This window comes from Psychroserpens luteolus (genome assembly GCF_021032705.1).
GTDB lineage: Bacteria > Bacteroidota > Bacteroidia > Flavobacteriales > Flavobacteriaceae > Psychroserpens > Psychroserpens luteolus.
Genome location: NZ_JAHVXI010000002.1, coordinates 569,625 through 594,415 on the forward strand (window position 1 = coordinate 569,625; position 24,791 = coordinate 594,415).

General features: G+C 32.7%; 21 protein-coding genes. 9 read left to right on the forward strand and 12 right to left on the reverse strand.

Translation table 11 applies throughout. The features are described 5' to 3' along the window. Positions 1 to 13: 13 nt before the first annotated feature. From KWG70_RS08265 to KWG70_RS08280, 4 genes are read right to left on the reverse strand one after another with little or no spacing between them, the layout of a single operon-like run. Complete coding sequence (locus KWG70_RS08265; RefSeq protein ID WP_230935531.1) at positions 14 to 1,960, reverse strand: tetratricopeptide repeat protein; 1,947 nt, start codon at positions 1,958 to 1,960, stop codon at positions 14 to 16. Between the two features lie 8 nt (positions 1,961 to 1,968). Further along, the gene (locus KWG70_RS08270) at positions 1,969 to 4,194 is read right to left on the reverse strand and encodes a DUF5916 domain-containing protein (protein WP_230935532.1); all 2,226 of its coding nucleotides are present in this window, start codon (positions 4,192 to 4,194) and stop codon (positions 1,969 to 1,971) included. 40 nt (positions 4,195 to 4,234) lie between these two features. Then, positions 4,235 to 5,086 (reverse strand): hypothetical protein, encoded by an 852-nt coding sequence (locus KWG70_RS08275; protein ID WP_230935533.1) that lies wholly within the window; start codon positions 5,084 to 5,086, stop codon positions 4,235 to 4,237. After that, positions 5,079 to 6,083: an SMP-30/gluconolactonase/LRE family protein gene (locus tag KWG70_RS08280; protein ID WP_230935534.1), complete on the reverse strand. Its 1,005-nt coding sequence runs from the start codon at positions 6,081 to 6,083 to the stop codon at positions 5,079 to 5,081. Before KWG70_RS08280 ends, KWG70_RS08275 begins: the two co-directional genes overlap by 8 nt. Positions 6,084 to 6,274: 191 nt before the next feature. Here KWG70_RS08280 and KWG70_RS08285 point away from each other — a divergent pair, with 191 nt between their 5' ends. Both KWG70_RS08285 and KWG70_RS08290 read left to right on the forward strand, forming a co-directional pair. Further along, a complete protein-coding gene (locus KWG70_RS08285) occupies positions 6,275 to 7,294 on the forward strand; it encodes a sensor histidine kinase (protein WP_230935535.1) in 1,020 nt (339 codons plus the stop codon). Next, positions 7,291 to 7,974 (forward strand): LytR/AlgR family response regulator transcription factor, encoded by a 684-nt coding sequence (locus KWG70_RS08290; protein ID WP_230935536.1) that lies wholly within the window; start codon positions 7,291 to 7,293, stop codon positions 7,972 to 7,974. Before KWG70_RS08285 ends, KWG70_RS08290 begins: the two co-directional genes overlap by 4 nt. Before the next feature lie 7 nt (positions 7,975 to 7,981). Here the strand turns inward: KWG70_RS08290 and KWG70_RS08295 are convergent, their stop codons facing one another. Continuing rightward, positions 7,982 to 9,400, reverse strand: coding sequence for a serine hydrolase domain-containing protein (locus KWG70_RS08295; protein ID WP_230935537.1), 1,419 nt, complete (start codon positions 9,398 to 9,400; stop codon positions 7,982 to 7,984). A gap of 201 nt (positions 9,401 to 9,601) precedes the next feature. On the opposite strand from KWG70_RS08295, the gene KWG70_RS08300 reads away from it, so the two are divergent. Both KWG70_RS08300 and KWG70_RS08305 read left to right on the forward strand, forming a co-directional pair. After that, a complete protein-coding gene (locus tag KWG70_RS08300) occupies positions 9,602 to 10,654 on the forward strand; it encodes a sensor histidine kinase (RefSeq protein ID WP_230935538.1) in 1,053 nt (350 codons plus the stop codon). After that, on the forward strand, positions 10,647 to 11,333 hold the full coding sequence (locus tag KWG70_RS08305) for a LytR/AlgR family response regulator transcription factor (RefSeq protein WP_230935539.1): 687 nt from the start codon (positions 10,647 to 10,649) through the stop codon (positions 11,331 to 11,333). Before KWG70_RS08300 ends, KWG70_RS08305 begins: the two co-directional genes overlap by 8 nt. On the opposite strand, the gene KWG70_RS08310 is transcribed toward KWG70_RS08305, so the two are convergent. Both KWG70_RS08310 and KWG70_RS08315 read right to left on the reverse strand, forming a co-directional pair. Next, positions 11,330 to 11,956 (reverse strand): CPBP family intramembrane glutamic endopeptidase, encoded by a 627-nt coding sequence (locus tag KWG70_RS08310; protein WP_230935540.1) that lies wholly within the window; start codon positions 11,954 to 11,956, stop codon positions 11,330 to 11,332. The two genes, KWG70_RS08305 and KWG70_RS08310, sit on opposite strands and share 4 nt — an antisense overlap. Positions 11,957 to 11,982: 26 nt before the next feature. After that, a complete protein-coding gene (locus KWG70_RS08315; RefSeq protein WP_230935665.1) occupies positions 11,983 to 12,441 on the reverse strand; it encodes an Lrp/AsnC family transcriptional regulator in 459 nt (152 codons plus the stop codon). A 190-nt stretch (positions 12,442 to 12,631) separates the two neighbouring features. Here KWG70_RS08315 and KWG70_RS08320 point away from each other — a divergent pair, with 190 nt between their 5' ends. Next, positions 12,632 to 13,846 carry an aminotransferase class I/II-fold pyridoxal phosphate-dependent enzyme gene (locus KWG70_RS08320; RefSeq protein WP_230935541.1) on the forward strand — a complete coding sequence of 405 codons (1,215 nt, stop codon included), beginning with the start codon at positions 12,632 to 12,634 and terminating at the stop codon, positions 13,844 to 13,846. Positions 13,847 to 13,867: 21 nt separating this feature from the next. Here KWG70_RS08320 and KWG70_RS08325 read toward each other — a convergent pair whose 3' ends face one another. Continuing rightward, on the reverse strand, positions 13,868 to 14,230 hold the full coding sequence (locus KWG70_RS08325; protein WP_230935542.1) for a hypothetical protein: 363 nt from the start codon (positions 14,228 to 14,230) through the stop codon (positions 13,868 to 13,870). A gap of 224 nt (positions 14,231 to 14,454) precedes the next feature. Then, positions 14,455 to 15,477, reverse strand: a complete 1,023-nt coding sequence (locus KWG70_RS08330) for a metal-dependent hydrolase (RefSeq protein ID WP_230935543.1) — start codon at positions 15,475 to 15,477, stop codon at positions 14,455 to 14,457. A gap of 102 nt (positions 15,478 to 15,579) precedes the next feature. Here KWG70_RS08330 and KWG70_RS08335 point away from each other — a divergent pair, with 102 nt between their 5' ends. Together KWG70_RS08335 and KWG70_RS08340 are read left to right on the forward strand one after the other, a co-directional pair. After that, positions 15,580 to 17,256 (forward strand): Na+/H+ antiporter NhaC family protein, encoded by a 1,677-nt coding sequence (locus tag KWG70_RS08335; protein ID WP_230935544.1) that lies wholly within the window; start codon positions 15,580 to 15,582, stop codon positions 17,254 to 17,256. Positions 17,257 to 17,362: 106 nt separating this feature from the next. Further along, positions 17,363 to 18,001: a peroxiredoxin gene (locus tag KWG70_RS08340; protein ID WP_230935545.1), complete on the forward strand. Its 639-nt coding sequence runs from the start codon at positions 17,363 to 17,365 to the stop codon at positions 17,999 to 18,001. 67 nt (positions 18,002 to 18,068) lie between these two features. On the opposite strand, the gene KWG70_RS08345 is transcribed toward KWG70_RS08340, so the two are convergent. Further along, a complete protein-coding gene (locus KWG70_RS08345; RefSeq protein WP_230935546.1) occupies positions 18,069 to 18,536 on the reverse strand; it encodes an ankyrin repeat domain-containing protein in 468 nt (155 codons plus the stop codon). A 73-nt stretch (positions 18,537 to 18,609) separates the two neighbouring features. Next, entirely contained in the window at positions 18,610 to 20,820 is a 2,211-nt protein-coding gene (gene katG, locus KWG70_RS08350; protein WP_230935547.1) for a catalase/peroxidase HPI, read from the reverse strand. A gap of 416 nt (positions 20,821 to 21,236) precedes the next feature. Between katG and KWG70_RS08355 the strand changes: the two genes are divergently transcribed. Next, entirely contained in the window at positions 21,237 to 21,473 is a 237-nt protein-coding gene (locus KWG70_RS08355; protein ID WP_230935548.1) for a putative signal transducing protein, read from the forward strand. A gap of 16 nt (positions 21,474 to 21,489) precedes the next feature. On the opposite strand, the gene KWG70_RS08360 is transcribed toward KWG70_RS08355, so the two are convergent. Next, the gene (locus KWG70_RS08360; RefSeq protein ID WP_230935549.1) at positions 21,490 to 23,115 is read right to left on the reverse strand and encodes an ABC-F family ATP-binding cassette domain-containing protein; all 1,626 of its coding nucleotides are present in this window, start codon (positions 23,113 to 23,115) and stop codon (positions 21,490 to 21,492) included. A 192-nt stretch (positions 23,116 to 23,307) separates the two neighbouring features. On the opposite strand from KWG70_RS08360, the gene KWG70_RS08365 reads away from it, so the two are divergent. After that, positions 23,308 to 24,756 carry a TlpA family protein disulfide reductase gene (locus KWG70_RS08365; RefSeq protein ID WP_230935550.1) on the forward strand — a complete coding sequence of 483 codons (1,449 nt, stop codon included), beginning with the start codon at positions 23,308 to 23,310 and terminating at the stop codon, positions 24,754 to 24,756. Positions 24,757 to 24,791: the final 35 nt, after the last annotated feature.

Here is a 24,791-nt window from a genome sequence, read left to right on the forward strand (position 1 = left end):
TGATAGCAATAGATTATTGGAGTAATGCTTTTGCCTTTTTTCTTACAATTGCCAAATTGATATTATTTCGATCATTTAAGGTCAATATTTTATTAAGATACGGCTTTGCTTCAGCCTTTTTATTTTGTTCTATTAACACTCGAGCTAACCAATATTGCGTTAACGGATCGTTAGTATCGCATTCAAGCAATTGTTGAACAGCCATATCATAAGACGCTTTAGCAAATAACAATTTTGCTCTTAATAGTTTGGCAGCTTCTGTATCTTCTCCATGTGCCAAATTGAAGGCTTCTAGTTTACTCATAGCTCGATTAAAATCACCATCAATAAAAGCACTATAACTCTCATAATATAAGGCTAGATCTTGAATACGCTTCTTTGTTTTTTCATTTTTAATTGTATTCTGAACGTAAGTATTCCATTGTTGATACTCATTCCACCCTTCATCACTCTGACCATTCTCAAAATACAAGCGTGTTTTTCTTAGGAAACTATAATAGATATGAAATATAGGCTCTCGTTTATTCTTACCAGACAAACTTTCTTGTTTTTGGGTTTCTAAGGTTTTAAGTGCGTTCTTATAATCGCCTTCATCCAAATAAGACACTATCTCTGATCGCCAACGGTGTCTATATTCATAATCACTCAAGGCTGATATATCTAAATCCTTAAGAATCTGTCTTGCCTCTTTATGCTTGTCTAAGAAATTGAGATTAGCCGCAATTCCCATAATAGCCCATGGAAATTTTGGGCCTATCTTCAGAACTCCTTGATAGTGTTCTATAGATTTTTGATATTCACCATTTCGCATAAAAATTTCGGCATACGTATCTAGCGGGTTCACCGAATTAGGCAGTAATCCAATATATGCCTTCGCAGTACCTTTTGCTTTTTCATAGTCTTTAACATCTATATATGCATAGGTTAATTCGTTATATGCAGCGGTGTATTGAGGATTAATATCTATTGCTTTTTTAAAGTGTTTAATTGCCAACTTAGGGTTATGACCTCCATGATGCACATTAACAAATCCAAATAAATAATTGGCTTCCTCATCTTCAGGATGCAATGCGACCAATTCTTTAAAGTAACTATACTCTTTTGACCCATCATATCCTAAAGAATAAAAATCTACGCGACCTTTAATTAAGAGTTGCTCTCCCTTAGAAATTAAATCAATATATTTTAAAGCGTCATTTAGTTTTTCCCTTCGATAATCATAATTATCTCTTAGCATCGCCAAACGGAAATGTGCCATTGCAAACGTAGAATCTAATTGCAAAGCATTTTGATATCGTGTTTCTGCTTTATCTAGATTCAAGTCATTTTCAAATGCTCTTGCTTGATTATAGTATCTAATAGCCTCAGTAGAATTCGATGTTATCGGGATTTTTGGCGATTGTCTAATTGCTGTAAAATCATCCCAACCTCGCTTAATCCATTTGCCATCAATTAATAATTCAGTGTCCCAGGTTATGGCATTATTAGACTTAGGCGTAAATGTTTCACGAAAGGTTCTTACCCAGCCGTCTTCATCTGGAAACGGAATGGTACTATCTCCTTTAGGATAATACACTTTGTACTCACGTCTTACCGTATTATCACCAAGCAATTGGTATTCACCTTCAAAAAGCAAAGCCCCATCAATTTGATATTCTATCCAAACAATCTTATCTGTAGTTGGATTATAAGTAATGAGACCTTCTGACATTATTTTCTTTTTAGTAGCCGAATAGAATCCTGTCTTAGAATGGATGACCTTCCTGTCTGTTCCCCATTCAAAATCTATAACCTTTAGGTCTTTCATTTTCGGTTTCTTTTCTAACATTGGATGATCTGGAGAAGGTTGCCAAATGCCCATATAATAAGACAGCTCTTCTAGTTTGTTTTTAGAATTTTGAGCACACAATGTTGAAGCAATAAAGCAAACAAGTACGCCAATTAAAAATGTCTTTTTCATAATTATCATTAATTAAGAAATGTTTTAGAATACTTTAAAATAAAAACCTGATTGTCGGTAAAAGGTAATCTAGGGTTCAAACTATCTCGATTAATATTTGCATTGTGATTATAGACAATATATAAATCGGTTCCTTCTATTGGATTATATCTAAACCGAAGATTTAAACCTAATTTTTCAGTTCTTGTGTCATACTGAAAAAATGAATTCAATGAAGATTTTGATGAGAAGTTAAACTTTAGTCTAGTAAAATAGCGACTTAGATTAATTTTTCTTGAAGTATCAATGGCGTAACTTTCAGGGAAGCGAAGTTGATTATAAGTCCCTCCAATTTCGGCCTTGAATAGTTGACTAAAATCGTAAGACACATTAAGATTTGTTGTGAATTGGTTACCACCATAAAACTCTCCAACTTCTATGTCTAAGTTTGCACGATACGCTCTAGCTCTTCCTGTATCAAAAATGGGATTAATTTTCCACATCACGTACTGATTAGCAGGAATGGTAATACCTTCGGAAATATTCCAATCTTGATATAAGTTATCTTCTTGGTATATTGGAAAAAACATTGTAAAACGTGCACCTTTTTTATGAATTGCGGTGAGGTATATATTGGTTTGAAAAAATTCATGTTGACCAGTTGAGGACACCCAAAATTTATTGAAATAATGCCCTAAGGTTAAATATCTTAAAAACGTTGAATTTGTGTATGTTCTTCTCCAACCATTGTTTAATGTAAGTCGCTTTGTATCTGGTCTTGGCACAAAACCCAATTCGGGATTAAAATCTTTTGTGTATTCTCTAAACCTATAATTAATCCCAAAGCCATTGGCTCTAAAAGTATTAATTTCGGTGCCATACATAGATTTCCAATCTCCAGTTACATCATCAAAGGTGGTGCCCACAGTAAAACGTGTTCTAATATTATCTGAAAATCTAATATTTGCATCAATAGCTACCAAATGATTACTCTTATCTCTATTCATTTTATTGGTGTTTATGATACCAATGTTGGATCCAAAATTCCCAATGGTATGTCGCAATCTGGTTACACTCATATTGTTTGATAAAGCGACACCCTCAACTTTGTGTGTTTGCATACTTAGCAAACCATATTGCCATTTTGATGAATTACCAGCATACCTCAAACCTGCTATAATTGGAATTGCTTGACCATCTTCAATACCAATACGTCGAGAATTAAATAAGCGATGTCCAAATAGATTAGAATTGAATAAGTCTGCATTTTCTAGAAAGAACAGACGCTTTTCGGGTAAAAAAATAGGGAACCTAGAAATATTAATTATTCTATCGTCTGCTTCAACTTCGGCAAAATCTGTATTGACACTAAAATCTATGGTTTGATTAGCATCGGGTTTATATTTAATATCTAAACCTAAATTACTCAATACTTTATCAAGGATTTCATTTGAAGCATAGTTTTTTTCTTCTAAAAAAGTAGTCTCATTGTCATAGGCCGTTTCATCTACATTTAATTGATTTTGACTAATTACATTTGCTTTTACATACGGTGTGATATATAATGGTTTGGATCTCGGTAAGTTTTTAAAACGTACTTCCTCAGAGTTACTAAAGTGGTATTGAGCTGAAGCTAATTCGGTGTTGTTTTGAGGTGCTATAACACGTTCATTTTTTTGCTTATAATTAACTATTGCTTTAATTCGCATTATATTTTCTGAAGACACATTATAACGCAACGACGAAAAAGGAATACGCATTTCAGCACTCCAACCGTCATCATTTATTTTTGATTTAGCATCCCAAAATGTGTTCCAAGACAAGTTAAATACATCACCATTTCTATTAACTTCAAAGTCTTGTCTTGCACTCAATGGGTTTGTTCTAAACACCAAAGTATTGAGCTTATCATTATAACTATCAATATGAACCTCAACATAATCATCATTATCAAGTGTTTTGTCACGTTCTAATGTTGCTGCAAAGATTTGATTTGGATCTTTGAAATAACAGTAAGCACCAACATATAAATATTGATCGTCATACATGAATTTCACAATTACTTTTTCAGTAGTAATTGCACCAAGGTTTGGTTCTATCTGTTTAAAACCATTAAACTCAAATGCACTATCCCAACTTGTCTCATTTAATACACCGTCAAGCTGAATGGGTGTATTAGATTTTGGTAGATCCTCTTGTGAAAATGCAAGAAAACTGATTAAAAAAAAGAAAATAAACGTTTGTCTATAAAGCATTTTACAGAAATATTTGATTGATTTAATTATGTCTATGAGGTTATACTTTCTTTGCTACAAGTACCAAATCGGGTTCATGAATAGTCAATGATTTCACCTTATTGTTTTCAAGCTGAAATGTGATGTATACTGACGAAATACCATTGTACAAAAACTTGTGCTCTTCTATTCTAATTAAACCTCCCCCTGACTTTCCTAATTTTCCAAGAGAGATCATTTTTCTCATATTAAGTGAGATCGAAAACCCGTCATTCTCACCATCTCCATATCTATAATCGCCAAGATATTTCTGTTTTTCAGAATCACTTAATGCGGTATATGTTTTAGTATCTGGAGTTTTAAAAGACGTTAAAAAATCAATCAGTTTTTCAGAGTTTTTGATATTATCTTTAGACATGGTGTCCTTCATTCGCAAACCAGCTCGTGCATGTTGAAGTAAACTAATTCCATGAGGTCCAGGTTGTGACTCAACTCCAGGTGTCATGGTTATCATGGCTTTTACAATATCAAATGCACCTAGCATGGCATAAGTATACATCGTTGGTCTAGCTCCTTTACTCATTAAGTACTGTACAATGTCTCTTCTTCCAACATGTGATGCTGCGCCTATGGCAGATTCCCAATCTCCAAAACTCCAATCCCAGCTTGCTCTTGCTAATTCTGGTCTTTTATCAACTAGCTTCTTAACGGTGTCAATATCAAAATGAGATTTACCAACAACCTCATTAACAACTTCATCATCAATTGAAGGATAACGATTGTTTGGTTGCGGGTTTAATTTAGTTTCAGAAACTATTGGTGATGCGTAAGTGACATTTGGGATAGATACAGCTAGAAGCCCAAAAATTGAACTTCCAACAAATTGACGTCTAGAACTTTTTAAATTATTCATCTAAGTTGATTTTTAATACTATGGGTTGATACAGTTTATTCATTGGAAATAAGTTGCCTTGTTCATCAAAACTTCCAAATTGAGCGTTAGCAATGTAATAAAGACTACTATCATAAAGCACTCCAGTTGTTGGGTTATTCATCATTGGATGATTAACCTCAAGTAATTTATTGCCAATTATGGTGTCCAAATTTTCATTAAGTATCAGTTTTTGTACTGTTTTAATATCTGGATGTACACTAATTAGTGTATTCTTATAAAAATATACACCATCTATACTTTCTTTCTTAGCTATTTTTAATGCGTTTGGGTTCTTAATCTCTTGGAGTTTTTTAGAGTCAACTTCAATACGCATAATACCTTCAGAATGCGCTACAAATAAAAATCTATCGTCATTTGTGATCGTAATCCCGTTTGGGTATTTAAGTCCGTTTGGATTTAAAAACAGCGTTAACGCATCATCTTTTTTCTGAATAGTATAAATTGAATGCTCATTGAACATATGCGTTATGTATACATTTCCTTCAGAATCTATAACGAGGTCATTAAAAAAATGCACCTCACCTCTTTTATCTAATACATACCTCTTGATCAATTTACCTGTATCCAAATTGAATTTGAATACACCAGCTGGCCTTCCGTCTGCGTCGTCCTTTAAATTATAACCTACTAGATTATCTCCTCCAGAGCTACAAACCCAAAGCCAACGATTATTTGTATCTATTTTCATACCTATAACCATCCACAAACCACCTTGCTTTGGGCTAATAAACTCAGTTTCGTTTCCATTTTTATCTATTTTAACGACTTTTCCTTTTCTGGTACTTCCAACATAATAGGTGTCCGTTTTCGGGTCGTATGCTATATTTTCTGGAAGCAAGTCTTTTTCTTCAAGATTAAATGCTATCTCACTATTGTTAATCGCTTTTGGTTTCTCTTGTCCTATGAGTACTAATGGGAATGCTAGAAGCCAGAAAAAATAAAGATGTTCTCTCATATGTTAATAGTATACCTTCAAATTTAGAGTTAACTTAAAATCTCTTTATAAAATTTATCTCAAACACATTTTTACTTATGTAAAACAATCCTTTTCCTCAAATCATCTTATTTACATAAAGAATTAAGAACTTCACATAAATTTTAAGGTAACCAATAAACAAACTATTATAAATCCAATAGATTTGTGCTATGAAAAGTTTGAACATTTGGTTTCATATAGGATTTTGGATAGCCTATACTCTTATCTACACGTTAATTCAAGCGAGCTATAAAGGTGATTACGAAGGTGCTTTTATTTACGAGTTAATGAACCTTCCTTTACGATTAGCTGTTGTTTACTTTAATTATTTCTATTTATTACCCAAGTTTTTACTAAAAGGTAAGGTGGCAAACTATTTTGTTTACACCATAATAACTTTATGTATTGCTGGCTTTTTTCAACGTATAATTAATTATGAACTACTAAATATTCTAAATCCTGAAATGCGAGATTATGGCCTGTGGCTGCCATACAAATTTTTACAATCAACTGTTATTATAGCCTCTCCACTCATTTTTGTAATAGGGATTTCAGTAGTATGGAAAGTATCTCAGTTGCAGAAACGCACCAATGAATTAGAAAATGAAAAACTTCAGTCTGAATTAAAATATTTAAAGTCTCAGATCAACCCTCATTTTTTGTTCAACACTTTAAATAATATCTATGGATTATCGCTAGAGAACTCAAGAAAAACACCTGAGCTTATTTTAAAGCTTTCAGATTTTTTGAGCTTCTCTTTGTATGAAAGCAATCAGAAGATGATTCCATTAGACAAGGAGATAGCTTTGATGACTGATTTCATAACACTAGAGAAAAGTCGGTTCGAAGATCGTGTTGCAATTGGTTTTAATAAGCCAAAATCTACCGAGAATATTTCTATACCTCCACTAATCTTAGTACCTTTTGTTGAAAATGCATTTAAGCATAGTTTAAAAGATGAAACAAAAATCGCAGATATCTCAATTGACCTTAAAATAGATAAGGATATGTTACTATTTGAAGTAAAGAACTCAAAATCGAATGACATCACTGAATCGAATACTAAAAAAGGGCTTGGATTAGAAAACATAAAAAAACGATTAGATATCCTTTATGGAAATGACCATGAATTAACCATAAACGATAGTAAACATCTATTTACCATTTTACTTAAAATTAAGCATTTATGAATATAAAGTGTGCTATAGTTGATGATGAACAAACGGCAAGAAATATATTGAGAAAATATGTTAATGACGTTCCTCGTTTAGAGGTTGTTAACGAATCTAAAAATGCACTTGAAGCTTTAGACTATATACAAAACAATGAGATAGACCTTATTTTTTTAGATATAGAAATGCCTAAACTATCTGGATTAAATTTTGCCAAACTCATCAATAAGAACACGAAAATTATATTCACAACAGCCCATAGAGAATTTGCTATTGAGAGTTATGAATTAAATGCCACAGATTATCTACTCAAACCTTTTTCATTTGAACGTTTTCTAAAAGCTGTACAAAAAGTAGCTCAACCAGTTTCAAAAAATGTGGAGTCAAAAAACAGCACATACATTTATGTAAAAGTTAATAAACAAATGGTAAAGGTGTCCTTTTTAGATTTATTGTATGTTGAAGGTATGAGCAATTATATCAAAGTACATACAAGTGCTGAAGTTTTAGTAGTCTATGAAAAGTTAAGTACGATCATTAACAGCTTGCCGTCGAGCATGTTTGCTAGAATACATAAATCTTATATTGTTAATATTTCTAAAATAAAACTCTACACTAAAGAATATGTAGAAATACAAAACAAGCATATTCCTATAAGCTCTACTTATAGAAATAGCCTGTTTGACATGCTTGGTTAATCTAGAACTAATCTAACATTAGTCCACCAATTTTAACTTTAGCATTCGGTTCTTTTTCCATACTTATGACTAAGGTATTCTCATCAAATTTTATTTCTATATCATCATTTTCATTAAGCATTACGCCATTTACCGTTTGATTTTTTAACTCGTTATGCATTTTCTTGAACATTGCTAAATGCTCATCCATTGGCATAAAATCTATCATTTCTTTTGAAAAATTGTGCCTTATAAATGTTTCCCATCCAGTCGCATCATCTTTTTTAATGACATCTAAAAAGCTATCAAGAATTTGCTCCATTTGACGCTCAGATTGTGCATCGGCTTGAGATTGTCTTAATTCTGAATTTGGTTCAAAGTTTGGTTTCAGAATAATACCTGCCAATTGAGAGGTTAACATATCATAACCTCGATTGGCATGATTGGTCATCATAATGATTGTAATATCTTCATCTAGATAGCGCCAAAAATCGGCAAAGAAAATTCCGTTTCCTCCATTGTGTGCAATAAGTTCGGTATTGCGTGGTGTTGGAAAAATAGCCCAACCATAACCATAATGTGATTGAGCACCTTGCCCCTCTTCAATATGCTTGGTATACATTTTAGATTTAGATGCTTGGGATAAAATAGTATTACCCAGTAAAGCTTGATGCCATTTATACATATCTTCAACAGTAGATAATATACCTCCATTTCCTTTTAAGTGCCATGAGATACCATCGTCCCATTTTTCATTAGGTTTTCCCCATTTACCAGAATCTCTATAACCAACTGCTACATTACTTTGATCAAATTTTGGCCTTATATATCCTGTTTGTTCCATTTGAGAAGGGTTCCATAAGTGATCATACAAAAAGTTCTCATAGGATTGCCCAGACACCTCCTCTATTACCATAGCCAATAGCGTATAACCTACATTAGAATATTCGTAGCCTGTTCCTACAGTAAATAACAAATCTGACGATAAAGATTTATCTATAAAATCGGGTTTAGAAATTATATGGTAATCATGTCCAATAGCTGGTGGCAATCCAGATGAATGTGTTAATAAATGATGTAAGGTTATATTTTCTTTTGATATTGGAACATTTTTAAAGTAGTTTGTGATTTTATCATTTACAGACAATTTTCCTTGCTCTTCTAATTTCAGTATTCCAGCTGCTGTAAACTGTTTAGTTATTGATCCAATGTCAAAAACAGTGGTTGACTTATTTTTAGTATTAGCAGACTTATCTGCGAATCCATAACCACCAGAAGTAATCACCTTACCTTTGTGTGCTACCAAAACACTTCCAGAAAATTGATTGTTCTCTAATTCTCCAAGATAATTTGTAAACTTCTTTTTTAACTCTTGATTATTTCCGGTTTGAGCTTGACAACTTACACATAAAAATAAGACGACTGCTAGTTTTAAGATTGATTTCATAATTTAATGTTTAATGTTTTGCTCAAACTTAGCTGAGCTATCCGACTATTTAAAATAAAAGTGACCAACAAGAGCGTAATGTTATTAGTGCATAGAATATGAAGAAACTAATAGTTTCATCACATAAAAATGAGTCTTTGTCACAAACTTTCTTTTACGTCCATCAGTTTAAAAATTTCAATTTACTTTTACTTTCAAGTTATGAAGCGATATATAGAAATAGTATTAAACATTCTGTTTTGGCTCATTTGTTTTTATTTAATTTTTTCAATTATTAGTCCAAAAAACAGAGAAGTCGAAATTATTAACGGTACCGAGATTGTAAAAATCTCCTATGATGGAATGAGTGTTCTAGGTACTATTATTGGATTTGTTTTAAAAATGGGGCTTTACTATTTTAATGTATATTTCTTATCCAAGTATTTCAACAAAAAACAGTTTAAGACATACTTTGTTTTTTTGTTTGTTGCTTCCATAATTACAATTGGCATAGAATTACTAAAAAACAGGATAATATATGGTGAGGAATTTATCTTATTTGAAACATTTATTGCTACCATTTGGTTATATATGTTCTTTGTTGGTATTTCCTTTGTTCATATTATCATACTGAGATGGCAAAAAGAAGAAGCTCTAAAGCAAAAATTAAAGGAAGATAAACTCACTGCCGAATTGCAATTACTAAAATCGCAAATCAACCCGCACTTCTTGTTTAATGCGTTAAACAACTTATTATCGATTGCCGAAAAACACAAACAAACTGAAGTCTCTTCTGGCATAGCGCAGCTCTCAGAATTATTGCGCTTTCTATTGCATGATACATCAGATGAAACCATTCTTTTATCAAAAGAAATTGAGTTTATAGAACATTACATTCAACTCAACAAACTGAGATTTGATACGAATGACCCAATATCAATAGCATTTAAAAAAAAAGGTGATTTAAGCAACATAGATATTGCTCCTGCCCTATTAATTCCATTTGTAGAAAATGCTTTTAAACATGGTATTGATATTTATAACAAGTCGTTTATAGATATAAATTTAATAGCGAATAACAATACCATACACTTTGTATGCAGAAATTCATTAAAAGAAAAGAGTAACACAGATGCGATGTTAACTAAAAACTCTGGAATTGGCTTACAAAATGTGAAGCGAAGATTGGACATTTTATATCCAAATAAACACGATTTAAATATTTCAGAAACTGATAATACTTATATTGTTGATCTTAAATTAGCTTATGATTGAAGCCATAATCATAGACGATGAGCCAAAAGCCATTGAACTATTGGAAAATTACTGCAATAGATCCAGTGTGATTTTGTGTATTAAATCATTTAGAAATCCAATTGAAGCTTTACAATTTATAGAACAAAAAACACCTCAGGTCATATTTCTTGATATTAATATGCCTAAGTTGTCTGGTACGCAATTAGCCAAACTAATTCCGTCTAATTCTCATATTATATTTACGACTGCTTATCCAGAGTATGCTGTAGAAAGTTACAATTTAAACGCTACCGATTATTTGCTCAAACCCATAACATATCAACGGTTTTTTAAAGCTGTAGATAAGGTATCAATAGCTCTAAAAAAAGAGACAGAGCTTAAAAACAAAAGTACTAAGCCCACTATTATTGTGAAAAGCGGATATGAGAAATATCAAATTTCTATAGATGACATTTTGTATTTAGAAAAAGACGGTAACTATATGGTGTATCACACTCTCAAAAAGAAGATTTTGGCCAGAGAAACTGTAAGTGCTGCTCTTGAACGTTTACCTGAAACGTTTATTCAAACTCATAAATCTTTTATCGTATCTACAACACATATAGAAGTACTAAAATCAAAGCATGTACATATTAAAGGGGTAAAAATTCCTGTGAGTCACCGCTATAAAGTTAACTTGGAACAAAAACTATCTTAAGACGGAAAGCCAAGCATTTCTCCCATTCCAACGGTAAATAACCAGCAGCCATATATGGCGTGTTCGATAGACACCAAAAGTGTTGACTTTGTTTTCTGAAACGTTAATGCAAAAAGAATTCCTCCTATAAAAGTCAATATCATAACCAGTCCGTTTCTAAAAAAAATATGTGCTAATGAAAACAGTGCTGCATTGATAAACAAGAACAATACTTTACTTTTAAATAGTTTTCTATAACGCTGAAAAAAGAAGGTTCTATAGATTAATTCCTGCGGATATACCGAAAAAAAACTGTACACAAATAGAATCATTAACCATAATAGTGGTTTGTTAAAAAGTACCACAAAGAGGTTCTCAACATCAACAAACCACATATAAAGTGTTGTCAAAACAGCAATACCTATCAACTGAATTATGGTACGTTTAAAAAAAGTATTCCAATCTAAAGTTGGGGACATTTTAAATTTTAATTTTTCAATTTTCAGTAAAATAAAAATCACATACAAGAAACCTAAAAGTCCGATGAGCATTTTTATCCATAATGGATACTGTATGGCAAAACTCACTGGGATTAAAATGAAAATGATAAAAAACTCTGAAAGTTTATAGCGTGTTGATTGCATGATCTAAATATAGGCAATTATTAGTGTTAGATACTAATAGCTGTTGTATGTTTTACTTCATTGATCATGAAAGCGCTATGTGTACTTCCAATATGGCTAATACTGGTAAGCTTTTTCACCATAAACTCTCTAAATTCGTCCATATCTGCAACCAAAACTTTTAATAAATAATCATAATCACCGCTAATATGATAACACTCTAATACTTCATCCAATTTAGTCACTTCCTTTTCAAAATCAACCACATAGTTTTTGGTATGCTGAAGCAACTTTATGCTACAAAAGGTCACAAACCCTTTATCTATGACTTTTTTATCGATAAGTGCTACATATTTAGAAATAACGCCTTCCCGCTCTAATTTTTTAATTCGCTCATAGACTGCAGTTACAGAAAGGTTTAACTTATTAGATAATTCCTTATTTGTTTGTTTGCTATCCTCTTGAAGAAAGTGCAGTAATTTTTTGTCAATACTATCCAATTGTATCATTTTGAAAAATTTTCAGTTTTGTAAATCGAAACTCAATAACCTAAACAAAAATAACTATTAAATCACATTTATATAGTTTTATTTTCTAAATATGATTTTAATCATTGATATATAATCTAAATATAACGATTTTTGGTGTGATATTAACTAGGCTTAGATTGCACTTAGCCAACTAAACGATACTCTAATGGCTTTTAAACCAGCTAACAACATTCAAGACTTACAATATTTTGGTGAATTTGGAGGTGTTAACCCTTCTATTTCAGATTCGTCTACGTATACATTTTTATCTGCAAAAACAATGTTCGATACTTTTGAAGGTAATGCAGATGGTTGTTATTTATATTCGCGTCACTCCTCACCATCAAATTTATACTTAGGAGAGGCTTTAGCTGCAATGGAAGGTACCGAAACTGCTAACGTTTCTGCTTCAGGGATGGGAGCTATAACACCTGTATTAATGCAGCTTTGTGGAGCCGGAGACCATATCGTATCAAGTAGAACAATTTATGGTGGCACGTATGCTTTTCTTAAAAATTTTGCACCTCGATTTGGTATTGAAACCTCTTTTGTAGACATCACAAAACTGGATATTGTAGAGTCTGCAATCACTAAAAACACGAAAGTATTATACTGCGAATCTGTAAGCAATCCATTATTGGAAGTTGCAGATATAAAAGGACTTTCAGAGATTGCTAAACGTCATAATTTAAAACTTGTAATCGATAACACCTTTTCTCCTTTGTCTATTTCACCAGCAAAGTTAGGAGCAGATGTGGTGATACACAGTTTGACTAAATTTATTAATGGGTCTAGTGATACCGTTGGTGGAGTAGTATGTGGCACTCAAGAGTTTATCGATGATCTAAGAAATGTTAATGATGGTGCCTCAATGTTATTAGGGTCAACAATGGATAGTTTACGCGCATCTTCAGTATTAAAAAACTTAAGAACATTACATATTCGTATGCAACAACATAGCTATAATGCTACATATCTTGCCGAAAAGTTTGAACAAGATGGACTAAAAACTGTATATCCTGGATTGTCTTCACATCCATCTCATGAGATATTTAAGTCAATGATGAATGAAAAATATGGTTATGGAGGTATGTTAACCATTGATGTTGGGAGCTTAGATAAAGCTAATGAACTCATGGAAATGATGCAAGAGAAGAACCTTGGTTATCTTGCTGTAAGCTTAGGGTTTTATAAAACACTATTCTCGGCTCCAGGAAGTTCAACATCTTCAGAAATTCCTGAAGAAGAGCAAAAGGAAATGGGATTAAGTGATGGATTAATACGCTTCTCAATTGGTTTAGATGCCGATATTGAGCGTACTTACCAAATTATGAAGAATTGTATGATTGAACTAAACATTCTAATTCCTGAAGTAGTATAGTCTACTTCAATCCAGTCAATTTTAGGCACATTTAATTTGTAACGATTTGTAGTGAGCTAATTCATTAGACAATTCTACTGTTTTACTTTGTACATCTTTCTTTAGGTCATAATATTCTTGAATAACTGAAGACAAAGTATTCTCTTCTTCATATCGAGATTCTAATTCTGAAAGAAATATCAATGTGTCTAAATTTTTTTTTAGTTTCCAATTTAATAGCCGTATTTGAGAATCATAATCGAATTGGCTAAAAGAACCATTTAGTTTTAAATCCTTTTGCTTTTCAGTATTAGACTGTAGCTTTTTTGAATTCGCACTAAATTGTATAACCTTCGTTTTATAATCATACTCTGACACTGCAGAGGCAACTACTTCTTTGCGCATAAAAAAAAGAGTCATGATTGACAAAGAACCTAAATATAAAATGGGTAACATATTGATAGCTAATTAATTGTTGTTACTAATTGGACACCATAATTGATGAAGGTCACAACAATTCGATATAAAGTAAATTTCAATGTTTAAAGGATAGGAAAATCCGACAAAGTGCTGATACTGAGTATAAATCTTTCGCCAAAGACTAATAAAAATGGTTTAATACATCGTAATTATTTCCCTTTGAGTCGTTCCCAAAGCGCAGACATAGTAAAACTAAAATCTTCCATTTCTGGTTCAAAAGGTTTCATATCTAAACGCCCTTCAGACTCGTAAAGTTTTAAATTAAAAACAGATTTATAACCTTCACGTGTTTTTACCAAAGGATATCTTAAGTCATTATATATAAACTCTCCATTGTCTAGTTCCTGAACATTATAATAATGATTACTAAACCATGATAAACATTCTATATCACTAGCATAGCGTGTATTTAATAATCGTTTTTTAGGAATAGTTCTCCATTCTGAAAACTGATTGGATTTGTCCAATAACGAATAGAAAGCTACTTGATAATCGGTTTCGGTTTCGGCTATGCCATACCATAAAATATTATTTAAAATAGAAGGTTGAGCACTGAAACGTTGATATGTAATATTTTGCTCGGCCAAAGACGTCTCAAATACATTATCAATATGAAGTTTATTAAAAATCGTAAATATCATATAAGTCGAACTTATACCTATACCTAACTTAAGCCATAATCTGCGCGTATTATTTTGTCGGTTAAAAAACATCAAAATAATCATGCATAATAAAAACGGTGTTGTATACAGCAAATCGGCCACCGCAATATTATTAAACGCTACACGGTAATTTGAAAATGGTGCGAAGAGCTGTGTGCCGTAAGGTGTGAAGCAATCCAAAATTGGATGCGTAAATAACGACCAGAAAAATAATGATATCCAATCTTTTTGGGTTGTTGTATCCAATCGTTTTCCACGATCATATAATTTATGAACTAACCAACCCAACAGAAAAGCTGCCAAAACAGAAAACACTATAGAATGCATAAAGCCTCTATGAAACAACATGGCATCGATCTCATTGTTATGTAAAAGACTTCCAATAAATACGTCCAAATCGGGAATGGTTCCACCAATAGCACCAAACAATAAAGCTTTATTTCCAATTTTTTTACCTAAAACTGCCTCTCCACATGCAGCACCTAAAACAATCTGAGTTAATGAATCCATTTACATTTTGAGAATTGAAATGTAAAAGTACGGAACAATTATGATTTGCAGAATAGACAACATTATCGTAACATTACAAGCACAAATAGTCACTAAAACCAAATGAGCGAAGACAATAATATCTCAGAATTTAAAGCTAAAGATCAGAACATCGTTGAAAATAAGGAACTTAATTTCTATGAAGCTCTGATTCCTGTTGTTATACTAATGGCATTACTTGCTTACAACATCTTTTTTGTTGAGAGCCAAGAGTGGTTTGGCACTTACACCAATCAAATTATTTTATTGCTTGGAGGACTAGTTGCTGCAACAGTAGGCTTTTTTAATAAAGTGACTTTGGGAGGTATGATCAAAGAAATTTGGGAAAACCTCAAAAGTGTTTTTGTCCCTATCATGATCTTATTTTTAGTTGGAGCACTCGCAGGTACTTGGCTTATCAGTGGTGTTATTCCTGCTATGGTCTATTATGGTCTTCAAGTATTGAGTCCAGAAATATTCTTGCCAGCTTCAGTTGTGATTGCCGCTGTCATTTCGATTGCTACTGGAAGCTCATGGACAACCTCAGCAACCGTTGGTATTGCCCTTGTTGGTATTGGAACAGCATTAGGTATTAATCCAGGAATGATTGCTGGTGCAGTTATTTCAGGTGCTTATTTTGGAGATAAAATGTCCCCTTTGAGTGATACTACAAACCTCGCTCCTGCTATGGCTGGAACAGATTTGTTTACACACATTAAATACATGGCTTTTACAACGGTTCCAACAATTATTGTGACATTGATTGTTTTTGGAATTATAAGCGTTTCTATTGAATCTACAGGAAGTTCAGACACAACATTTATATTAGGTACAATAGATAACTATTTCAATATTACGCCTTGGTTATTCTTGGTTCCCGTTGCTGTAGTTGGGTTAATTTTACTCAAAACAAAACCCTTAGTCGCGCTCGCTTCTGGTGTAGTTTTAGCTATTATTTTTGCTTTTATTTTTCAACCAAAACTTATTGATACCATAACAGATTCTTCAACCAAAACTGTCGTGAATTCTGTATTTACAGATACGAATATTGAAATTTCTGATAAAGAATACTTAGCAGCCTTATCTGAAACCGATTTAGAAAGAATCAATAATGATGAAGGTCGACTAGCTAATCTTTTTTCAGATGATGACCTAAAAGGTCTTTATACCATTGAAAGTTTAAAAGAATTTTTCTCTTCTAATTATCAAGATGCTTCTATTATTCAAACCAAAGCTGAGAATTTAGAAAAGTTAATAACGATCAAGCGACTTAAAAAACTTTTTAGTTCTGGTGGAATGAATGGTATGATTTGGACCATTTTATTAATTGTTTGTGCTATGGTCTTTGGAGGTATTATGGATGCTATTGGAGCCTTAGCCAGAATTACCAAAGCTTTATTATCGGTTGCTACAACAGTATTTGGATTATTTGCAAGCACAGTTATTAGTTGCCTTGGGCTTAATGTTATTGCTTCAGACCAATACCTTGCACTTGTTATACCTGGAAAAATGTTTAAGCAAGCCTATGAGGACAGAGGTTTAGCTCCTGAAAATTTAAGTAGAACTCTCGAAGATTCAGGAACGGTAACTTCGGTATTAGTGCCATGGAACACCTGTGGTGCATACCAATCTGGAGTTTTAGGTGTAGATGTGAGTCAGTATTTTATGTATGCTATCTTCAACTGGCTAAGTCCGTTCACGACATTATTATTTGCAGCTTTCCGAATAAAAATCAGACAAATTTCGGGTAAATTGAACTAAACTATAGTGAGATAAAATTAAATGATATGCATCATTTTTTTGAACGATTCGATTGACTATATTTGCAGCCAAATTTAAAATTTAACTCAAAAAAACATATTAAAAAATGGCTGTATTAGTAGGAAAAAAAGCACCTCAATTTAATGCACAAGCGGTTGTAAACGGTCGCGAATTTGTAACTAACTTTTCTTTAGATCAATTCATTGGTAAAAAACACGTTGTATTATTCTTTTATCCAAAAGATTTCACATTTGTTTGTCCAACTGAACTACATGCATTCCAAGAAAAATTAGAAGAATTCAAATCTAGAAATACTGAAGTAATAGCTGTTTCAACAGATACAGAACAATCACACTATGGTTGGTTACAGATGGAAAAAAACAACGGAGGTATTAAAGGTATCACATATCCTCTAGTCGCAGATACGAACAAAACGATTTCTAAAAATTATGATGTTTTAGCTGGAGATTACTTCTATGATGAAGATGATATGCTTCAAGCTGAAGGCGAATTAATTGCTTATCGTGGATTATTCTTAATTGATAAGGAAGGGATTGTACGTCACCAGATCGTAAATGACTTACCTTTAGGTAGAAATGTTGATGAGGCTTTACGCATGGTAGATGCTTTACAATTTGTTGAAGAGAATGGTGAAGTTTGTCCAGCAAACTGGAATAAAGGAAAAACTGGAATGCAAGCCACTCATGAAGGTGTTGCAGAATTTTTAGAAAAGCACGTTAACTAAATTGTGTTCTCACTTATAAAAAAAGCCACTTAAATTAAGTGGCTTTTTTTATTTATAAGAGGTCATATTATAAAAGCTTGATTAGATTTTTAAATCCTTTCTCAACGGCATGATCATAAGCTGTTCGCCCTTCATTGTCTGCTATATTTTTATCAGCACCTATCTCCAATAGCAATTTTATGATTCCTTCTTTATTATACATTGTCGCAAATATCAATGGTGTGGTTCCCATATTATTAACGGCATTAATATTAGCTCCATGTTGAATTAGAGTTTTTGCTAATTTTTCATTCCCTTTAAAACACACACCAATTAATGCTGTATTACCTGTAGCATCTTGGTCATCAATTTCTGCATTATTATCTAATAAAACTTTAGTGGCTTCTTCATTATCAAAATATGTTGCAAAAATTAATGGTGTAAAGCCACGTGAGTCTTTTGCATTGACCAACTGCGGATTGATATTTAAAAAGGCCTGAAGCCTATCTGGATCTCCAGCGCGTATAGTATCGAAAAACAAATCTGTATCTTTCATTTTCGTTAATTTTAATTCAAAAAAAAGGATGAGTTAATAAGAACCCATCCCTATTTTTATTTTAGTGTTATAATTATTTTAAATCGAAACGGTCTAAATTCATCACTTTAGCCCAAGCAGCAACAAAATCATTTACAAATCGTTGTTGTCCATCATTTGCGCCATATACTTCACATACAGCTCTTAATTCTGTATTAGAACCAAATATAAGGTCTGCTCGTGTTCCTTTAAATTTAACTTGCCCTGTTCTACGATTTTTTCCTTCAAAAATTCTATCGTCCTCAGAAGTGGCACTCCATGTATAGGTGAAATCTAAAATATTGACAAAAAAGTCATTAGTTAAACTTCCTACGGAATCAGTAAACACACCATAATTTGATCCATCATAATTTGCGCCTAAAACTCTTAACCCTCCAACTAAAGCGGTCATTTCAGGAATTGAAAGCGTTAATAGATTTGCTCTGTCAACTAATAAGTCTTCTGCAGCAATTTCAAGGTCATCTTTGATATAATTTCTAAAGCCGTCAGCTAACGGTTCTAAATAGCCAAATGATTCAAGATCTGTTTGCTCTTGTAAGGCATCACCTCTTCCTTGAGTAAAGTCAACTGAAATATCATGACCTGCAAGTCTCGCAGCTTCCTCGACACCTGCATTACCAGCTAAGACTATTAAATCTGCCATAGAAATAGTACCACTAAACTCATTTTGTATACCTTCAAGTACATTCAAAACCTTATTTAATTCAGATGGGTTATTTACTTCCCAACTGCGTTGTGGTTCCAATCGTAATCGACCACCATTAGCTCCTCCTCTCATATCAGAACCTCTAAATGTAGAAGCTGAAGCCCAAGCAGTAGTCACTAATTGTGATACTGAAAGCCCAGAAGCCAAAACCATTTTCTTTAATGATGATATATCTGAATCTGATAAATTATAATTTACTGATGGAATAGGATCTTGCCACAATAGTTCTTCTTGAGGAACCTCAGGACCAAGATAACGTGAAATAGGTCCCATATCTCTATGAGTTAATTTATACCAAGCTCTAGCAAATGCATCTTCAAAAGCTTTATGGTCGTTATGAAAACGCTTAGATATTTCTAAAAATCCAGGATCCATTTTTAAGGCCATATCAGCTGTAGACATCATTAAATCTTGTTTACCATTTGGGTCACCCGCTTTAGGCGCCATAGGTGCTCCAGAATTTGCTGTTGGTGTCCATTGATGTGCTCCAGCTGGGCTTTTTGTTAATTCCCAATCATAATTTAATAACACATCAAAATACTCATCATCCCATCGTGTTGGATGCGGTGTCCAAGCACCTTCTAATCCACTTGTAATAGTATCATCCAAAACACCAGTTCCAAAAGTATTCTTCCATCCAGTACTCATTTCTTCTATTGATGCACCATGAGGTTCTGTTCCTACATATTGGTCTGGATTAGCAGCTCCGTGTGCTTTTCCAAAAGTATGTCCTCCCGCTACCAAAGCAACAGTCTCTTCATCATTCATTGCCATACGGCCAAAAGTAATACGGATATCATGAGCCGATTTTAAAGGGTCTGGATTTCCGTTTGGCCCTTCAGGATTTACATAAATCAATCCCATATGGACAGCACCTAGATGTCCTTCCAAATCACCATCACTTGTATCATAACGCTCATCATTATCTAACCAACCTGTCTCACTTCCCCAATATATATCTTGTTCTGGTTCCCAAACATCTTCCCGTCCTCCAGCAAAACCAAATGTTGGGAATCCCATAGACTCTAAAGCACAGTTTCCTGCCAAAATCATTAAATCTGACCATGAAATTTTATTTCCGTATTTCTTTTTAACTGGCCATAATAACAAACGTGCTTTATCTAAGTTACCGTTATCTGGCCAACTATTTAATGGTGCAAAACGATGAGTGCCTGTACCAGCTCCTCCTCTTCCATCACCAACTCGATATGTACCTGCACTATGCCAAGCCATTCTAATCATAAACCCACCATAATGCCCATAATCTGCTGGCCACCAATCTTGAGAATCTGTCATCAAATCAATGACATCTTGTTTTAAAGCCTTGAAATCAAGACTGTTAAATGCCTTTGCGTAATCAAAATCGTCTCCCAATGGGTTGGATTTAGATGCATGCTGACGTAAAATATTTAGCTTTAATTCGTTAGGCCACCAATCTCTGTTTTGGGTGCCTTTTCCTGCTGTTTTCTTTTGTGTTCCACTTAAAAAAGGGCATTGACTTGCATCACCATTCATATGATGATCTTCGTTGTTGTTCATGATTATATTGTTTAGATGATTCTTTGATTCTATAAAGTTAGAAAATTTACATCCCAAATTAAAGGAGTTATACATTTTTTAAAATTATATCATGATTGATAAAATTTATCTATGCATGCATTTTTCATTAATATAATCTATGATTTATACTGTATAAAACTAAAATATAGAACATGAAAAAAGCCACACTCATTCCGAACGTGGCTTTTTAACAACCTAACTAAATCAATCAAAATATTATCTAGCGATAATTACTTTATTTGTTTAACAAATTTAAGAATTAATTAAACAAAACTATAAGTATTATAAAAAATTTAACGTTTTAATTATGTATTCTAACATTCAACAAGTGGTACATTTTTTGTAACTTATAGATTAAATAGAATACTTATATAGAAACCATAACATTTAAAATTATGTCTGATACAACCTATACAAAAATATTTTCAGGAAATTTCATTATTGTCCAATTAGCATTAGACAGATTAAAAAGCGCAGGTATTAACGCCATTATTAAAGACGAATCTGAATCTGGAAGATTAGCTGGGTTTGGTGCTTCAATACAAGGTTACCAAGAACTTTATGTCAGTGATGAAGAATTAGAACAAGCAAAAGCCATCATTGATAGCGTCAATGAAGAACTAAAATCTTAACATAGATCGATATTAATTAAGCTGTTACAGCGTACATTTTTTCTCGTAGCTCTTTTATCTTTTTATCGCTCATGTACTCATCGAAAGTCATATATCGATCAATAATACCACTCGGAGTTAACTCTATAACCCTGTTGGCTACTGTTTGTGCAAACTCATGATCATGCGTTGTAAACACTACAGTACCTTTAAAGTTCTTAAGAGAATTATTAAATGCCGTAATACTTTCTAAGTCTAAGTGGTTAGTTGGTTCATCTAGCATAAGTACATTAGCTCTTACCATCATCATACGACTAAGCATACAACGCACTTTTTCTCCTCCAGACAGTACATCTGCGGTTTTTAAAGCTTCTTCTCCACTAAAAATCATCTTTCCTAAGAAACCTCTAATATATACTTCTTCTCGTTCCTCTTCAGTTGTTGCCCATTGTCTTAACCAATCGACTAACGTTAATTTGTTATTGAAATATTCACTGTTGTCAAGTGGAAGATAAGATTGAGATGTTGTCACTCCCCAAGCATATTTACCAGCATCAGCTTTTTCTTTATTATTTATAATCTGATAGAAAGCCGTTGTGGCTCTAGAGTCTTTTGAATATACAACCACCTTGTCTCCTTTAGTCAGATTGATATCTATATTTTGAAATAAGGTTTCACCATCAATAGATCCTGCTAAACCTTCAATATTTAATATTTGATCTCCAGCTTCTCTTTCACGCTCAAAAATAATGGCAGGATAACGTCTACTAGATGGCTTAATATCTGATATATTAAGCTTATCGATCATTTTTTTCCTACTTGTAGCTTGCTTTGATTTTGCGACATTAGCAGAGAAACGTCTAATAAATTCTTCTAATTCTTTTTTCTTTTCTTCCGCTTTTTTGTTTTGTTGTGCACGTTGTCTGGCTGCCAATTGAGACGACTCGTACCAAAATGTATAGTTACCAGAGAAGTGATTTATTTTTCCAAAATCAATATCAGAAATATGAGTACACACAGCATCTAAAAAGTGTCTATCGTGTGATACAACAATTACACAGTTATCATAATTGGCCAAAAAGTTTTCCAGCCATGTAATTGTTTCATAGTCAAGATCATTGGTAGGCTCATCCATAATAAGCACATCAGGGTTTCCAAAAAGAGCCTGTGCCAATAGCACACGAACTTTTTGCTTACCATCTAGATCATTCATTAAAGTGTAGTGATAATCTTCCTTAATACCAAGATTTGATAACATTGCTGCTGCATCACTATCAGCGTTCCAACCATTCATTTCTTCAAACGTAACTTGTAGTTCTCCTATTTTCTCAGCATTTTCATCTGTATAGTCCGCATAAAGCGCATCGATTTCAGATTTCAACTTAAACAAAGGTTTATTCCCCATAATTACTGTTTCTAAAACAGTATGTTCATCATATAGATTGTGGTTTTGTTCCAATACAGACATACGCTTACCAGGTTCTAAATGAACATGACCAGAAGTAGGATCTTGCTTTCCAGCAAGAATCTTTAAAAATGTAGATTTTCCGGCACCATTGGCTCCTATAATCCCATAGCAATTCCCATTGTTGAACGTCGTATTAACTTCATCAAAAAGAACTCTTTTTCCAAATTGAACCGAAAGGTTTGATACTGATAACATAATGCGTGTTTTAATTTCGCTGCAAAAGTAGAAAATTATGTTCATTGAGAGAAACTAAAAGTCCTTAATTTTACGAGTTAATTCGTTTCATAATTACAGTAAAATCAACATTTAACAACGTATTAACAAGACTTACTATTTGCAACGTTTATTTTTGTTGCAAATAGATAATGCCGACGATTTTAAATACTTATGAAACTATATTTAGTTACATTCTTAATATCTTCTCTTTTTTTGGGTTGTAATTCTAATGCTGAAAAAGGAGATACAGCCTATTTTGGCGGTGAAATAATTAATCCAAACAACAACTATATTACGATTTACTGTAATGAAAAAGAGCGTGATACAATTTATTTGGATCGAAACAATCGATTTCTTCACAAAATAGAAAATCTACAAACTGGCATATATTCATTCACTCATGGCGGTGAGTATCAATCACTACTTATTGAACCTAATGACAGTATTCTATTTAGATTGAATACTAACGATTTTGATGAGTCACTTGTATATACTGGAGAAGGTTCAAAAAAGAACAATTACTTTATCAAAGCATTTCTACATGATGAAAATGAGAGTAAGAAATTTAGAAAACTTCAACATTTAGAGCCTGAAGAATTTGAAGTTCATATTAAAATGCAAAGGCAACAAAAAATTGAAAATTTAGAGCAATTTCTAGCGTCTCATCAAACCTCATCTTTATTTGCTAAAATAGCAAGAGCGAGTATCAATTATGATTATTATGCTTATAAAGAGTTATACCCGTTTGGTTACTTTGGTAATAATCAACTCATACACTTTAAAGATTTACCCGAAGGCTTTTACAGTTATCGCGCTGATGTTAATTTTAATGATGCCAGCCTTAGTGGAATGTACTCTTACAATCGCTTTTTACTTTGGTATTTTCAAAATATAGGACTTCAAAAATACTATGAAGATGGTTCACATCTAGCTTTTAATAGACATTCTTTAGACTATAATCTCGATAAACTTACAATGATTGATAGTGTTGTTCACAATGAGACCATCAAAAACTATCTCCTCATGTACGCTACTCGAGAGTTTGTTTTCAACAGTACAAATGCAGAAAAATCTAAAAGTATGTTAGATGCTTTTCTCGAAAAAAGCACAGACAATAAAAATGATGAATACTTAAGTGGTCTAGTCGCTTCTACTATAAATCTATTCCCTGGGAATACAATTCCTACCATAGAGATTGTAGATTTTAAAAACAATGTATTGGATTTACATTCGGTAATCAATGGACCTACAGTTATTTATTGCTGGTCGTCAAATTTTAAATGGAGTTATAGAAATAATCATTACATGATGACAAAACTCAAAAAGGACTATCCAGAAATGAATTTTATTGCCATCAACATCAATGATATGAATACGGCTTCTTGGAAGAAAACATTGGAACTTTTAAAATTTCCTACTGCAAATGAATATATGTTTAAAAATCCAAATGAAGCCAAAAAGACATTTGCTATTGTGTATTCTCAAAAAGTAATCATTGTTGGTAAAGACGGTACCATTGTAAAATCAAATGCCGACTTGTTAAATGATAAAATAGCCTATCATATAGAAAAGGCTTTAGCATCTGATAAAAAAACCGCAAAGAAATACACTTTGAAATAAAAAACTCCTGATTAATTCAAATCAAGAGTTTCTTG

Coding starts and splice junctions, on each gene's coding strand:
- KWG70_RS08345 (WP_230935546.1), bottom strand. CDS start 18,536: ATGAAAGATACAGATTTGTTTTTCGATACTATACGCGCTGGAGATCCA.
- KWG70_RS08270 (WP_230935532.1), bottom strand. CDS start 4,194: ATGCTTTATAGACAAACGTTTATTTTCTTTTTTTTAATCAGTTTTCTT.
- KWG70_RS08310 (WP_230935540.1), bottom strand. CDS start 11,956: ATGCAATCAACACGCTATAAACTTTCAGAGTTTTTTATCATTTTCATT.
- KWG70_RS08330 (WP_230935543.1), bottom strand. CDS start 15,477: ATGGATTCATTAACTCAGATTGTTTTAGGTGCTGCATGTGGAGAGGCA.
- KWG70_RS08265 (WP_230935531.1), bottom strand. CDS start 1,960: ATGAAAAAGACATTTTTAATTGGCGTACTTGTTTGCTTTATTGCTTCA.
- KWG70_RS08335 (WP_230935544.1), top strand. CDS start 15,580: ATGAGCGAAGACAATAATATCTCAGAATTTAAAGCTAAAGATCAGAAC.
- katG (WP_230935547.1), bottom strand. CDS start 20,820: ATGAACAACAACGAAGATCATCATATGAATGGTGATGCAAGTCAATGC.
- KWG70_RS08295 (WP_230935537.1), bottom strand. CDS start 9,400: ATGAAATCAATCTTAAAACTAGCAGTCGTCTTATTTTTATGTGTAAGT.
- KWG70_RS08290 (WP_230935536.1), top strand. CDS start 7,291: ATGAATATAAAGTGTGCTATAGTTGATGATGAACAAACGGCAAGAAAT.
- KWG70_RS08280 (WP_230935534.1), bottom strand. CDS start 6,083: ATGAGAGAACATCTTTATTTTTTCTGGCTTCTAGCATTCCCATTAGTA.
- KWG70_RS08325 (WP_230935542.1), bottom strand. CDS start 14,230: ATGCGCAAAGAAGTAGTTGCCTCTGCAGTGTCAGAGTATGATTATAAA.
- KWG70_RS08285 (WP_230935535.1), top strand. CDS start 6,275: ATGAAAAGTTTGAACATTTGGTTTCATATAGGATTTTGGATAGCCTAT.
- KWG70_RS08275 (WP_230935533.1), bottom strand. CDS start 5,086: ATGAATAATTTAAAAAGTTCTAGACGTCAATTTGTTGGAAGTTCAATT.
- KWG70_RS08305 (WP_230935539.1), top strand. CDS start 10,647: ATGATTGAAGCCATAATCATAGACGATGAGCCAAAAGCCATTGAACTA.
- KWG70_RS08360 (WP_230935549.1), bottom strand. CDS start 23,115: ATGTTATCAGTATCAAACCTTTCGGTTCAATTTGGAAAAAGAGTTCTT.
- KWG70_RS08300 (WP_230935538.1), top strand. CDS start 9,602: ATGAAGCGATATATAGAAATAGTATTAAACATTCTGTTTTGGCTCATT.
- KWG70_RS08365 (WP_230935550.1), top strand. CDS start 23,308: ATGAAACTATATTTAGTTACATTCTTAATATCTTCTCTTTTTTTGGGT.
- KWG70_RS08355 (WP_230935548.1), top strand. CDS start 21,237: ATGTCTGATACAACCTATACAAAAATATTTTCAGGAAATTTCATTATT.
- KWG70_RS08340 (WP_230935545.1), top strand. CDS start 17,363: ATGGCTGTATTAGTAGGAAAAAAAGCACCTCAATTTAATGCACAAGCG.
- KWG70_RS08320 (WP_230935541.1), top strand. CDS start 12,632: ATGGCTTTTAAACCAGCTAACAACATTCAAGACTTACAATATTTTGGT.